Annotated in this window: 12 protein-coding genes; 3 read left to right on the top strand and 9 right to left on the bottom strand. The window is 74.4% G+C overall.

All coding sequences use genetic code 11. The features are described from left to right. Nucleotides 1-10: 10 nt before the first annotated feature. The 5 genes from ACQ452_RS12595 to ACQ452_RS12575 all read right to left on the bottom strand — a co-directional run bounded on the left by ACQ452_RS12595 (nucleotide 11) and on the right by ACQ452_RS12575 (nucleotide 7,271). On the bottom strand, nucleotides 11-1,312 hold the full coding sequence (locus tag ACQ452_RS12595; protein ID WP_433393345.1) for an NAD(P)/FAD-dependent oxidoreductase: 1,302 nt from the start codon (nucleotides 1,310-1,312) through the stop codon (nucleotides 11-13). A gap of 58 nt (nucleotides 1,313-1,370) precedes the next feature. After that, nucleotides 1,371-3,524: an amylo-alpha-1,6-glucosidase gene (locus ACQ452_RS12590; protein ID WP_433393343.1), complete on the bottom strand. Its 2,154-nt coding sequence runs from the start codon at nucleotides 3,522-3,524 to the stop codon at nucleotides 1,371-1,373. 306 nt (nucleotides 3,525-3,830) lie between these two features. Beyond that, on the bottom strand, nucleotides 3,831-4,850 hold the full coding sequence (locus tag ACQ452_RS12585) for a TerC/Alx family metal homeostasis membrane protein (protein WP_433393341.1): 1,020 nt from the start codon (nucleotides 4,848-4,850) through the stop codon (nucleotides 3,831-3,833). A 227-nt stretch (nucleotides 4,851-5,077) separates the two neighbouring features. After that, complete coding sequence (locus tag ACQ452_RS12580; protein WP_433393339.1) at nucleotides 5,078-6,103, bottom strand: glycosyltransferase family 9 protein; 1,026 nt, start codon at nucleotides 6,101-6,103, stop codon at nucleotides 5,078-5,080. After that, nucleotides 6,096-7,271 carry a glycosyltransferase gene (locus tag ACQ452_RS12575; protein WP_433393337.1) on the bottom strand — a complete coding sequence of 392 codons (1,176 nt, stop codon included), beginning with the start codon at nucleotides 7,269-7,271 and terminating at the stop codon, nucleotides 6,096-6,098. Before ACQ452_RS12575 ends, ACQ452_RS12580 begins: the two co-directional genes overlap by 8 nt. A 75-nt stretch (nucleotides 7,272-7,346) precedes the next feature. On the opposite strand from ACQ452_RS12575, the gene ACQ452_RS12570 reads away from it, so the two are divergent. After that, nucleotides 7,347-8,513, top strand: a complete 1,167-nt coding sequence (locus ACQ452_RS12570) for a CaiB/BaiF CoA transferase family protein (RefSeq protein WP_433393335.1) — start codon at nucleotides 7,347-7,349, stop codon at nucleotides 8,511-8,513. Nucleotides 8,514-8,582: 69 nt separating this feature from the next. Here ACQ452_RS12570 and ACQ452_RS12565 read toward each other — a convergent pair whose 3' ends face one another. After that, entirely contained in the window at nucleotides 8,583-8,993 is a 411-nt protein-coding gene (locus ACQ452_RS12565; protein ID WP_433393333.1) for a DUF2267 domain-containing protein, read from the bottom strand. Nucleotides 8,994-9,147: 154 nt separating this feature from the next. Here ACQ452_RS12565 and ACQ452_RS12560 point away from each other — a divergent pair, with 154 nt between their 5' ends. Next, complete coding sequence (locus ACQ452_RS12560) at nucleotides 9,148-9,420, top strand: DUF2795 domain-containing protein (RefSeq protein ID WP_433393332.1); 273 nt, start codon at nucleotides 9,148-9,150, stop codon at nucleotides 9,418-9,420. Between the two features lie 125 nt (nucleotides 9,421-9,545). Beyond that, nucleotides 9,546-10,199, top strand: coding sequence for a DUF1345 domain-containing protein (locus ACQ452_RS12555; RefSeq protein WP_433393331.1), 654 nt, complete (start codon nucleotides 9,546-9,548; stop codon nucleotides 10,197-10,199). A gap of 276 nt (nucleotides 10,200-10,475) precedes the next feature. Here ACQ452_RS12555 and ACQ452_RS12550 read toward each other — a convergent pair whose 3' ends face one another. The 3 genes from ACQ452_RS12550 to ACQ452_RS12540 form a co-directional block, all read right to left on the bottom strand. Beyond that, the gene (locus tag ACQ452_RS12550) at nucleotides 10,476-11,141 is read right to left on the bottom strand and encodes a hypothetical protein (protein WP_433393330.1); all 666 of its coding nucleotides are present in this window, start codon (nucleotides 11,139-11,141) and stop codon (nucleotides 10,476-10,478) included. Between the two features lie 48 nt (nucleotides 11,142-11,189). Next, nucleotides 11,190-12,161, bottom strand: coding sequence for a pirin family protein (locus ACQ452_RS12545; RefSeq protein WP_433393329.1), 972 nt, complete (start codon nucleotides 12,159-12,161; stop codon nucleotides 11,190-11,192). 116 nt (nucleotides 12,162-12,277) lie between these two features. After that, nucleotides 12,278-12,868 (bottom strand): hypothetical protein, encoded by a 591-nt coding sequence (locus ACQ452_RS12540; RefSeq protein ID WP_433393327.1) that lies wholly within the window; start codon nucleotides 12,866-12,868, stop codon nucleotides 12,278-12,280. Between the last annotated feature and the right edge of the window lie 403 nt (nucleotides 12,869-13,271).

The raw sequence follows: 13,271 nt of genomic DNA, 5'->3' as shown, positions 1-13,271 counted from the left end.
CCAGGCTTCGTCAGCGGGCCCGGACGGCCACCTCCGGCGAGGAGCTTTCCAGGGGCACCGCGTTGGCCGGGACCAGGCCGAGCTGCGCCGCCGGGCGCGGCAGCGCGGCGTCGAGCATCCAGTCGGCGCTCACCCGGGCCCGGTTGCCCGGCATCGCCAGCAGGTGGTAGCCGCGCGTGACCGCCTTGGCCGGCAGCCCGGACAGCGACACCTTCAGCGGGTTCGCCGCCGCGTCCTTGCCACCCAGGTCGACGACCCAGCCCAGGTCGTGGTGCTTGTAGGGTCTGCGCCGACCGTGCCCGTAGGCGGCGGCGATGTTGTGCGCGACCAGTTTGCCCTGCCGCTGCGCGTGCTGCGCGGTCATGGTGCAGATCTCCCCGGGGCGGGCCAGATCCGGCACGGCGGCGGCGTCGCCGCAGGCGTACACCTCGGGGAAGCCGGGGACGTTGAGGTACTCGTCGACGACCAGACGACCCCGCTCGGTACGCAGGCCCAGCTCGGCGACGAACGGGTCGGGACGCACGCCGACGCACCACACCAGGGTGCAGGTGGGCACGTACTCCCCGTCGGTGAGCTTGACCCCGTCGGCGGTGGCCTCGGCCACGGAGGTGCCCATCCGCACGTCCACGCCCCGGCGGCGCAGCACCCGGTCGGCGGTGGTGGACATCCGCTTGTCCAGCTCCGGCAGGACCCGGGGCGCGACGTCCAGCAGCATCCACTTCGGGCGGATCTTGAGTCGGGGGCGCTGGGAGAGCAGTTCGTCGGTGAAGAGCTGGCCGTGCGCGGCCACCTCGGTGCCGGTGTAGCCGGCGCCGACGACCACGAAGGTGGCGCGGGCCTGCTGCTCGGCCGGGTCCTCGGTCTGCTCGGCCAGCTCGATCTGCCGGATCACGTGGTCGTGCAGGTAGAGGGCCTCGGGCAGGCCGCGGAAGCCGTGGGCGTACTCGGTCACGCCGGGGATCGGCAGCAGCTTGTTGACGCTGCCGACGGCGAGCACCAGCCGGTCGTACGCGATCCGGTTGCGGTCCCCCTCGGGCTGGGTGAAGCCGACCCAGCGGTTCTGCAGGTCGACGTGGTCGGCCTCGCCGATGAGCACCCGCACCCCGTCGAGCGTCCCGGTCAGCGGCACGGCGATCCGGCGGGGCTCGACGACACCGGCGGCCACCTCGGGCAGCAGCGGCAGGTAGAGGAAGTAGTCGGTGGAGTTCAACACCACGATCTCGGCGCGGCCCCGGGCCAGCCGGCTCAACGTCTTCGCCGCGTGGTAACCGGCGAACCCGGCCCCCACGATCACCACACGAGGTTTCGTCATTCCGGCCCCGTTCCCACCCGCTGCCAGGACAAACGTGGCGGGTCGGACGACTACCCCCTCAGCACTGCGCCAGGCGGACGTGCCCGGTGCGCCCGACGGCCTCCACCTCCCAGCAGTGCCCGAACGCCCGCACCCGGTCGGCCACGATCCGCCCGATCTCGGGCGGGATGTCGGGGTCGAGGACCAGCCGACCGTCCACCGGGTTGACGCCGAGCATCGCCCGGACCAACGCCAGCGGCGTGCCCGTCGCCCACGCCTGCGGGCTGCACGCCGTCGGGTACGGGACGGCGAAGATCAACCGCTCCCGCCGGAACCCGCTGATCGCCTCCGGCAACCGGTGACCGAACTGCTCGGCGGCGTCGAGCATGGCCAGGCTGATCCGGTTCGCCTCCGCCCGGTAGCCGTAGCGGGCCATGCCGAGCGCCGCCAGCGAGTTGTCGTGCGGCCAGACGGTACCCAGGTGGTAGCCGAGGGCGTTGTAACTGTGCTCCTGCCCGGAGAGGGTACGGATCCCCCAGCCGGAGAACATGTCCTCGGCCATCAACTGCCGCACGACCGTCCCGGCCCGCTCCGGCGGCACGATCCCGCTCCAGAGCAGGTGCCCCATGTTCGAGGTCTTCGAGTCGATCGGGTTCTTGTCGCCGTCCAGCCCGACCGCGTAGAAGCCGCCCCGCTCGTCGATCCAGAAGTCGCGGTTGAACCGCTCGTACAGGGCGGCGGCCTCGCCGCGCAGCCGACGGGCCAGATCCGGATCGGTGAGCGGGCCGTCGGCCAGCTCGGCCAGCCGCAGCTTCGCGTCGTAGACGTAGCCCTGCAGGTCGCAGGTGGCGATCGGCAGCACCGGAAGCCGGCCGTCGGCGAAGCAGACCCCGTCCGGCGAGTCGCGCCAGCACTGGTTGCCGAGCCCTTCCGGCGAGCGCGTGGCGTACTCGACGTAGCCGTCGCCGTCGTGGTCGCCGTACCGGTCGATCCAGTGCAGCGCGGCGAGCGCGTTGCCGCGCAGGAAACGGACGGTCTCGTCGTCGCCGGTCCACCGCCAGTACTCCGACAGCAGCACCAACCAGAGCTGGGTGGCGTCCGCCGAGCCGTAGTACGGCCCGTACGGCTTCGCCCCGGTGCGGGTCAGCTCGCCGCTGCGTACCTCGTGCAGGATCTTGCCGGGTTCCTCGTCGGTGAAGTCGTCGCAGCGCTCGCCCTGCAACCGGGCCAGCGCGAGCAGCGCGCCCTTGGCCAGCGACGGCCCACCGACCAGCGTCTGGTACGCGGTGATCAGGGTGTCGCGGCCGAAGACGGAGAGGAACCAGGGCAGGCCGGCGCCCGGGAGCATGATCCGCTGCCCCTTGACCTCCAGGTCCAGCCGTAGGGCCGCCAGGTCGTCGCGGCTCTGCCGGATCGTCCGGTCCAACGCCTGGTTGTCGCTGCGCAGCGACGCCCGCCCGACGGCCCAGCGCCGCACCGGGTCGTCGGCCCGCCCGTGGAACACGTCGGCGATGTCGCCGCGCACCGGCTCCACCACCCCCATCCCCGGCGGCAGCGGCACGCGCAGGTCGAGTTGCCACTCCTGCCGGGCGGGCAGGCTGATGTCCCAGACCAGTTCGTCGCCCTCGACCCGGTCGGCCGGGCGGGAGCAACGCACCCGGGTCTCGGCGGAGAAGTCCCCCCGGGCGCAGGTGAAGCACAGCTCCGAACCGTCCGGCGCGTGGCTGCGGGTGATGTCCGCGGAGCGGTCCCGGACGCCGGACTTGACCTCGAAGAGGTCGGCGAAGTCGACGGCCACGGCCAACCGCAGCTCCAGGCGGATCGGCTCCGGCCGGAAGGACACCAGCTCCACCCGCTCGTGGAAGCCGTCGCCGACGTACCGCAGCCGGCGCAGGCCCAGGGTGTCCGGCGACAGGCCGGGCTGGGCCGGGTTGGTCAGCACGTACTGCGCCGAGTAGTGCTCGCCGGTCTCGGCACGCAACAGCAGCAGCCGCTCGCCGTTGATGGTGAGCACCCAGCCGCTGAGCAGCCGGGTGTCCAGGTGCACGAGGCCGCCGATGCTGCCCGGCGGCACGTCCCCACGCGAGTCGGAGTACATGAAGGTGGGGCCGCTGAGCACGGCGATGGAGTCCGGGCCCAGCTCGGGCGGCATGGCCCGCTCGTCGCCGAGGTCCGCGGCGGCGGCCCGCAGGCCCGGCGTGGGGTCGGCGGGGGTCGGACGCACGACAGCCATGATCCCAGCGTAGGGAGATCATCGCTTGGCGTCATCACCCGCTCCGGGTGAACCCGTCGCGCGGCCGGCCCCGGCCCCGGCGGGTGCCGTTGTCGCCCACCGTCCGTGGTCGCCCACGCAGGTCGGCCAGCGGAAGGTCAGTGGTGTAGCCGCCGCACGAGTGGGCCCGCCCGGCGGCAGGGCCGGCTCCGCGGAGCGGGGCCGGCCCTGGAAGCCCGGTGACACGATTCCCACCCGTCAGTCGTACCACCGCGGGTGCGGCGGCGAGGCTCGGTCGGTGGCAACCGCACCACGACGGGTGACGCCTCAGTGCCGCTCGACGACGACCTCCTTCTCGTCACCGTCGCTCTTGCTGGTGGCGCGCAGGCTGGTGAGGGTGACGACGACCAGCACGCCGATGATGACGCCCAGGGAGGCGAGGGTCGGGATCTCCGGCACGCCGGGCCAGATGCCGTGCGCCCAGTGCAGGCCGAGCTTGAGGCCGATGAAGGCCAGGATGACCGCCAGGCCGTAGCTGAGGTGCACCAGGCGGCTGAGCGCGGCGTGCAGCACGAAGTAGAGCGCCCGCAACCCCAGCAGGGCGAACGCGTTGGTCGCGAACACCAGGTACGGATCCTCGGTGATGCCGTATACGGCGGGCACGGAGTCGACGGCGAAGACGATGTCGGTGGCGAGCACCGCGACCACCACGAGGGCGAGCGGGGTGAGCGTCCGCCGCCCGTCGAGGCGGACGATCATCTTCGTGCCCTGGTATTCCTCGGTGACCGGCATGAACCTGCGCAGCAGCTTCACCGAGCGCATGTTGTTGATGTCGACTTCCTGCTCGTGCCCGGTGAGGGCGTCGCGCAGCAACTTCGCCGCCGTGAGCAGCAGGATGATCGCGAAGAGCAGGAAGGCGAAGTCGAGGGTCTGCAGGGCCGCCGCCCCGACGGCGATGAAGATCGCCCGCAGCACCAGCGCGCCGGTGATGCCGTAGAGCAGCACCCGCTGGGCCAGCACGGCCGGCACCGCGAACGCGGCCAGCAGCAGCATGAAGACGAACAGGTTGTCGACCGAGAGGGACTTCTCCACCAGGTAGCCGGTGAGGTATTCCACACCCTGCTGGGAGCCGTAGCGGGACCAGACCCAGGCGCCGAACGCCAGCGGTAGGGCGATGTAGAAGGCGGACCAGCCCAGCGCCTCCCGCATCGACACCTCGTGGGGTCGGCGGGTGACCAGGAAATCCAGCACGAGCAGCGCCAGTACGCCGGCGATGGTGACCGCCCACAGCGTGGGCGTGCCGACCGACTGGAGCTCAGTGGCAGCTAGATATGGCAAATCGGACATGGAGCCTCCTCGAACACCCTGTCATGTTCGAGGTCTCCTTCACCCACGTTTGCGTGGGCAGCCACCCGAGGCGTGCGCCGGGCACGCCGTACTGACCGGGATGACTCGTGGGAAGTACTCCCCTCGTCGCGACAAGGTTAGGGCAGGCCAGAGGGCTCGGCAAACGGGCACGCCAGAGCGGGCGTGCCCGCCCCCGCCGCCCCCGACCGGCGCCGGGGCGGAGCGGCTCAGCGGGGGTCGATGTCCGCGGGCGCGGGCAGCGGTCGGTGGGCGGTGACGGCGGCGAGCACCGCGGCCACGTCGAGGTCGGCCATGCACGCCGGGCCGGCCGCGTCGAGCGGGCAGCGGGCCTCCCACCAGCAGGGCTGCTCCGTGATGGCGGTCGGGCGCCGGTGCACGCACTCCGGCAGGCCCTGCAGGTCGATGCCGCCCATCCCGTAGCGCCGGGCGTGCGTCGGCCCGAACAGCGCCACCGTCGCCGCGCCGGCGGCGGCGGCGAGCCGCACCGGCCCGGTGTCCGCACCGAGCACCACCCCGCCACGCCGGCCCACCGCCGCGAACTGCCCGGCGAGGGTGGGCAGGTCGGCGCGGGGCAGCGGCACCCCGAGCGGCGCCCCGGGATCGACCGCGCCGGCCGTCAGCACCGGATGCCCCCGCCGGGCCAGCGCCCCGGCCAGCGCCCGCCAGCGCCGCCGGGGCCAGCGCTTGACCGCCATCCCCGCGTCGGTGACCAGCACCACCGGCGGCGCGGGGGCCTCCCCCACCAGCCGCCGCACCACCCGCTCCCCCGCCCGCCGGGCCGCGCCGGGCAGGTGCACCCGGGGCCGGGCGGGCGGACCGTCCGCGCCGAGCAGCCCCTCGGCGCGCAGGATCTCCAGGTAGCGCTCGCCGACCGGCTGCTGCGGCGGCGGATCGCGCCACAGGTTCGTCACGGCCCGCCCGGCACCGGCCTCCAGCAGCTCCGCGATGCCGTCGTAGCGGGTGGTGCTGACCGCCAGGTCCGGCCGGGCCGCCGCGAGCGCCTCGACGACCGCCGCCCGCTCGGCGCCCGGCCGGCCGTGCCGGGGGGTGCGCACCTCGGCGACGGCGGGGTCGGCGCGCAGCAGGTCGGCCCCCGGGTCGTGGGTGAGCACCCGCAGCCGCGCGCCGGGGTTGCGGCGGGCCAGCCCGTGCACCGCCGGCAGCAGCACCAGCAGATCGCCGATGCCGCCGAGCAGGTCGACCACCAGGATGTCCCGGTACCCGTCAGACATGGCGGCCCAGGGCGCGGGCGTAGAGGTCGCGGTGCCCGGCGGCCACCCTCGGCCAGGAGTACGCGGCGGCGAAGGCCCGCCCGCGTTCGGCCAGCCGGCGGCGCAGCACCGGATCGGCGAGCAACCGCCCGACGGTACGCACGATCGCCGCGCTGTCCCGCCGGGCGCCGATCACCGCCACCGCGCCGCTGCGGCGCAACCCGTCGTCGCCGGGATCGGGCGTGGTCACCGCCGTCGGCACGCCGTGCGCGAGCGCGGCGAGCAGGGCCCCGCTCTTCGTGCTCACCCCGGCGGTGAACGGCAGCACCGCCACGTCGGCGGCGTGCAGCGCGGCGGAGACCCGGGCGGCGGGCAGATGCCCGGTGAACGTCACCGCGTCGGTCACCCCGCACCGGCGGGCCAGCCCGGTCAGCTCCGCGCGGAACGCCTGCGCCTGCGGCTCCGGCAGCGCCTGCGAGGTGAACCCGCCGACCACCAGCAGGCGCAGGTCCGGATGGTCGCGGCGCAGCCCGGGCAGCGCCTCGATCAGATACCGCAGCCCCTTGACCGGGTGCACGAAACCGAAGAAGGCCAGCAGCGGTGCGCCCTCGGGCAGTCCCAGCTCCCCCCGCAGGCGCAACCCCTGCGTGGACGCGCCCACGTGGTCCACGACGTTCGGGGCGATCGGGATGTGCGTGGCCGCCCGGCCGGTGCGGGCGTGGACCACGTCGCCGTGGCCGGGGTTCGTGACGATCACCGCCGCGCTGGCCGGCACCAGCCGGCCGGATTCCCGGTCCCAGCAGCGGGCCCGCTCCAGCGCCGAGAAGATCGGCCCCGGCAGCCAGCCGGGGCTGGCCCACCAGCCGTACTCGTGCAGGGTGGTGACCAGCGGCACCCGGCGGGGCAGCCGCCACGGCAGCAGCCCGGGCTGCCCGGAGAACCCGTACGCCGACGGGGCGAACTGCACGTGCACCACGTCGGGCGCCAGCTCGCGTACCTCGCGGGCCGCCCGGGCGGTGGCGGCCCCCCAGCGGCCCCGCTCCCCGGCCGGGCGCACCGGCACCGGGGTCACCTGCACGCCCACGCCACGCAGGGCCGTGACCAGGTGCGTCACGTAGTCGCTGACGCCGTCGGCGTCGGGGCGACCGGGGCCGTGCAGCATGGCCACCCTGATCCGGTCGTCGACCACACGCCACCTCCCGCGTCTCGGCGCGCGGGTTCCCGACCCCTTACGGCACAAACGCGCCTCACCTAAGGTGTGTCGATGACCGAGGACGTCCCGGCCGGGCCGCTGGCCGGCGTGCGGGTGATCGAGCTGGCCGGCATCGGGCCCGGCCCGTTCGCCGCGATGATGCTCGCCGACCTGGGCGCTGACGTGATCCGGGTGGACCGGGCCACGGACGTGGACCCGGACGCGTTCGGCACCCCCCACCCCGATCTGCTCAACCGGGGACGCCGCTCCGTCGGGGTGGATCTGAAGTCGCCCGGCGGCCGGGAGGTGGTGCTGGCCCTGGTCGCCGGCGCCGACGCGCTGATCGAGGGCTTCCGCCCGGGGGTCACCGAGCGGCTCGGCGTCGGCCCGGCGCACTGCCTGGCCGCGAACCCCCGGCTGGTCTACGGGCGGATGACCGGCTGGGGGCAGGACGGCCCGGCGGCCCCGTACGCGGGGCACGACATCGGCTACGTGGCGCTGACGGGGGCGCTGCACGGGATCGGCCGGGCCGGCGAGCCCCCGGTGCCGCCGATGAACCTGCTGGGCGACTTCGGTGGCGGCGCGATGATGCTCGCCCTCGGCCTGGTCTCCGCCCTGTACGCGGTGCGCGGCGGGGCGCGTGGGCAGGTGGTCGACGCCGCCATCGTCGACGGCGTGGCGGTGCTCACCACCCAGATCCACGCGCTGCGCCGGCTGGGCATGTGGCAGGACGCGCGCGGGGTGAACCTGCTCGACGGCGGCGCCCCGTTCTACGACACCTACGAGTGCGCCGACGGCCGCTACCTGGCCGTCGGCGCACTGGAGCCGCGGTTCTACGACGAACTCGTCCGGCGCACCGGTTTCCCGCTGCCCCCCGACGAGGCGCCCGACCGCACCGACCCGGCGAACTGGCCGGCGTTGCGCCGGGCGTGGGCGCGGTTGTTCCGTACCCGCGACCGGGACGCGTGGACGGCGCTGCTGGCCTCCTCCGACGCCTGCGTGGCGCCGGTGCTGGACTGGCGGGAGGCGCCGCGGCACCCGCACCTGGCCGCGCGGGGCACCTTCGTGCGGCACGGCGGGGTGACCCAGCCGGCCCCCGCGCCCCGCTTCTCCGGGACCCCCACCGCGCTGCGCCGCCCGCCGCCGCAGCCGGGCGAGCACACCGACGAGTTGCTGGCCGAGGCGGGTTTCACCGCGGACCGGGTCGCCGCCCTGCGCGCCGCCGCCGCTGTGGCCTGACTGTCACCGCCGGCCTGCGCGCCGCCGCCGTGGGCTGACTGCCACCGCCGGCCTGCGCCGTCGACGGCGTCAGGGACGGCGCAGGGTGGCGCCGGGCGCCATCGCGGGCTCGACCATGTCCCGGTAGTCGCGCGGGAGCTGGACCACCACGTCGTCGAACTCCCCGCCGCTGACCGCCTCCCGCAGGGTGACGAACACCGCCCGGGCCGCGTCGCGGGCCGCCGGCTCCGTCACCCCGGCCCGCAGGGCGACGCGGGCGACGAACTCCGCCGACCCGAACCGCTGCGCCGACTCGGTGCTCGGGCTCGGGTTCAACACGAGCTGCAACGGCTTCGGCAGTTGGGCGGCCAGGTCCAGCGCCTCGCCGCCGGTCAGCCGTTCGGCGAGGGTCTCCAGCGTGGCCCGGGTCAGCGCCACCGCCTGCTCGGAGGAGGTGGCGGTGCGCCGGGCGACCTGGTCGACGAAGGTGTCGTAGTTCATCAGTACCCCCTGTGGCTGCGTCGGGGCCTGCGCGTACCCGCCGACGCGGCCGGGAAACGGCGGCGGATTGCCGTGCCGGACGGCGCGTGACGCCCCGCCGGGCGGGTAACCGCCGCCGGTCGTGACCGCATCGATGCCCCGGAGGACCGACACCATGGCGAGTTACGCCGACGTGCTGCAGTACCTGTCGAGCCTGGACTACCCGGCCGGGAAGGACGACGTGGTGCGCGAGGCCGAACGGGAGGGCGCCCCCGCGGACGTGCTGCGTGCCTTGCGGGCCCTGCCGCCGGTCGACTACGCCAATGGCAACGAGGTGGCCCGTTCCGCGAACATCGAGGCGGCCCCGGAGGTCGGCTCCGCCCAACGGGCGGTGCAGGCCCGCGACAAGCGGCACCAGCGGGTGTCGCAGCACCTGCGCGGCATCTGAGCCTTGCTGTCCACCGCCCGGGGCGCGTCCCGGCACCGGCGCTTCCCGCCACCGGGCCGCCCCGCCCCGGGCGCGCCGCGTCCGGGTGTGCCCGGGTCGCCCGGCGGCACCCGCGCCGGCGGCGGATGACGACGCGCCGCCCGGGCGGGCTGAGCCCGGCCGGGGTCCAGCTCACCGTGATGGGTGCGCTCGGCGTGCTCGTCGGCGGGCTCACCTGGCTGGCCGCCGCGCCGGCGCTGGCGCCGCTCGCGGGCTGGGACGCCGCCGCGCTGGGCTGGCTGCTGCTGGTCTGGCGCAAGCTGTGGCCGATGGACGCGCGGCGCACCGCCCGGTCGGCGGTGTACGAGGACCCGAACCGGGCGGCACGCGACGTGCTGCTGCTCGCCGCCTGCCTGGCCAGCCTGCTGGCCGTCGGCGTGGTGGTGACCCGGGTGCACGGTGCGCCCGCCACGCTCGCCCGCAACGTCTACGGCGGGTTGGGCGTGCTGAGCGTGCTGCTGTCCTGGCTGGTGGTGCACACCGTGTTCGCCGCCCGGTACGCGCGGATCTACTACACCGGCCCGGACGGCGGGGTCGACTTCAACCAGGCGGAGCCGCCCCGCTACTCGGACTTCGCCTACCTGGCGTTCACCGTCGGGACGACCTTCCAGGTCTCCGACACGCCGCTGACCAGCAACGAGATGCGCCGCACGGCGTTGCGACACTCGATGGTGTCGTATCTGTTCGGGGCGTTCATCATCGCGGTCACGGTGAACCTGCTGGCCGGTCTGGCGAAGTGAACAGCGGCGGCGCCGGCGGGAAGGGGGCGCGGTGCCGGACAGGTGGGCGCCCCCGCCACGAACCGCGGCCGGGGCGCCACACAGAACCTGTCCGGTGGTCGGTCGAGCCCGAACCGGGCCGCGACCACCAGGCGATCGATGACCACCCGAACCGGGTGGCCGTCAGTGCCGCGACCATCATACGATGAAACATCATCCGTTCGGCTGATTCCCGGCCAACTGTGGGCCAGCCCACCTGCCCGGCCCCACGCGGGTTCGCGGCCGTCGGCCCCGGCGTCAGCCGGCCAGCTCCGCGTACCGCCGCTCCAGGTCGACGCGGGCCAGCGCCCCGACCAACCAGGCGAGACGTTCGGATTCGCCGCTGCCGGCGAGTCCCGCCAGGTCGTCGGCGGAGCTGCCCAGCCCCAGCCGGCGGGCCGCGGCGAGCGCCCTGCGGTCGGCCACCGGGGCCACCTCCCGCCACAGGGCCTGGGCCTCGCGCAGGAACAGGTCCACCACCGCGGCGTCCACGCCGGGCAGCTCGGTGAGCAGCTCACGCTCCCGGGCCGGGTCGTGGTGGGCCACCGCGCGCAGCCGGCGCAGATCCCCCCGGTAGCGCTGCACCACGGCGCGGGCCAGGTCGCCGAGGGTGTCGGCGAGCGCGTCGACGTCGCCACGCTGGCCGCTGTCGCGCAGCACCCGTGCCCGACCGGCGTGCGGGGAACGAGCCAGCCGGGCGGCGCTGTCCCAGCCGGCGGCGGGCAGGGCGTGCGCGCTGTCCAGGGCGCGCCGGAAGTCACCCCGACGGGCCAGCAACACGGCGAGACAGAGCACCTGGAACAGGCTGGCCGGGTTGTTGACCACCCGGAAGCCGTACTGCTCGGCGAAGCCTCGACCGCTCCCGGCGAGCCGGCGGGCCAGACGTTTGCGGTCCTCGACTGGGGAGGTGACTCTGGTCGGCATGCCGGCGACTACCCGCGCCGCGCCCCGTCACGCTTGCCCTGCGCGGGCTCAGCCGCGCAGGCCGCCGCTGCGGTCACGGGCCTTGAGGCGGGTGGTCGGCAGCGCCGGAGCGGGCAGCGGCGGGGCGGGATCGTCGGCGACGACGCCGAAGCGCCGCCCGGCCGTCCAGTCCGCCCGGGCGGCGGCCACCTCCTCGTGCGAACGACCCACGAAGTTCCACCACATGACCAGCGGCTCCTCGAACGGTGCCCCGCCGAGCAGCAGCAGCCGGCTCCCCGGCTCGCCGGTCAGGGTGAGCCGCTTTCGGCCCGTGCCGAGGTAGAGCAGCGCCCCCGGCGCGAGCGGCACCCCGTCGACCTCGGCGGCACCGGACATGGCCAGCAGCCCGTACTCGAAGTCGGGGCGCAGCGGCAGCGTGGCCGGCGCGGGCCCGTGCAGCTCCAGCTGGGCGCCGAGCAGCGGCGTGTGCGTCACGGCCGGGGACCGTTCGCCCGCCAGCTCGCCGACCAGCAGGGTGACGTCCAGCTCGCCGTCGCGCCAGCGCGGCAGGTCGGCGTGGTGGGCGAAGTCGGCGGACCCGGCGCGGGCCGGGTCCGGCAGCGCCACCCAGAGCTGTACCCCGTGCATCAGCGGCGGATGCCGCTCGGGGGAACGCTCGGAGTGCGCGATGCCGCGCCCGGAGGTCATCACGTTGAGCTGGCCGGGGCGGATCGGCTGGACGTTGCCGAGGCTGTCGCGGTGCAGGATCTCCCCGTCGAGCAGCCAGGTCACCGTCTGCAGCCCGGTGTGCGGGTGCGGCGGCACCTCCATGCCGGGCCGCTCGGCCACGTCGTCCGGGCCGAAATGATCCACGAAGCACCAGGCCCCGACCATCCGCCGCTGTCGCTGCGGAAGCAGCCGACGAACGGTCGTGTAGCGGCCGAGCGGCACGTCGTGGCCCGGCAGCAGGACGCTGCCGGGATCCGCGTCGGCCACGCCGGGTGGCCGGGTCCGCGCGGGCATCTTCTCGGTGCGCTCCACGGCCCGACTGTACGCCCGGCAGGGCTCCGGCCCCGCAGGCCTTCTCGGCGGACACGGAACTGGCCGGCACCCCACCCGGGGTGCCGGCCAGCGGCGTTTGGCTCGACTGCTCGTGGTCAGCTGTTCCAGTGCTCGGCGACGAGGTCGGCGGCGAGCTGCTCCCACTGCGCGTAGTGATCCGGGTACGCCGACACCTGCACCGTCTGCGCGGCCTCCGTCAGCGGCATGTCCCGCCACCCGTCAACCTGCTTCAGACCCTTCAGAAACGCCGTCGTCGCGTACTCCGGGTCGGTGATCTGCTCGATACTGCCCCAACCACTGGACGGACGCTGCTGGAACAGGCCCTGCGAGTCATGGTCGTTGCGGTCACCCAGGTGACCCAGGTTCTCCAACTTCGACTCCTGCAACGCCGTCGCGATCGACACCACCGCGGCCCGCTCATCCATACCGGCCCTCTTCGTCGCCGCGATGACCGCCTTCACGTTCGCGACCTGCTCGTCCGACAGGTCGATACGCGACTGCTCACCCTGCACACCATGCGGGACCAGCTTGCCCATGTCCGGCTTGTCGGCCCGCACCGCCACGGCCACCGCCCTGGTGTCCACACCCGCCGTGGCGGCGGTGTCGCTCATCGGACCGGCGGCCACACCACCGGCGAACGCCAGACCAGCCAGACCAAGCACGCCGTTACGAATGATCGTGTTCATGAGATGTGCTCCATTCGGGGGTCGGCACCACACACACCCGAGGGGGATCGGGATCAACCGTGCGGATGCAAGCACCGTCAGGCGCTCAAATGAACCAAGGGGGGAATCTCTCCGACGCCTCGCCGAAGGAAGAATCAGCGACCAAACACCGCCGAACCCCGGAGGGGGATCCGCACGTCAGCCGGACCATGTGTAACGACCCGCCACCCACCGTCATTCCCCGGGGGCCGGACCCGCCAGCCCACCGGCGCGGCTCCTGCGGTCGTACCCATGGTGTAACGACCCCCGGCCCGCCACGATTCCGCCCCCACGATGCCCCCGGTCACACCCCGAACCCCGACAGCGGCGCCCAGCCCGGGCCGGACCGCCCACCCGGAACCCGACAATCACCCCGACCGGCCGG

The sequence above is a fragment of the Micromonospora sp. KLBMP9576 genome, from assembly GCF_050941805.1.
In the GTDB taxonomy this organism is placed as follows: Bacteria; Actinomycetota; Actinomycetes; order Mycobacteriales; family Micromonosporaceae; genus Micromonospora.
The sequence above is the reverse complement of the archived record's forward strand: the minus strand, read 5'-3'. Positions and strand labels throughout refer to the sequence as shown.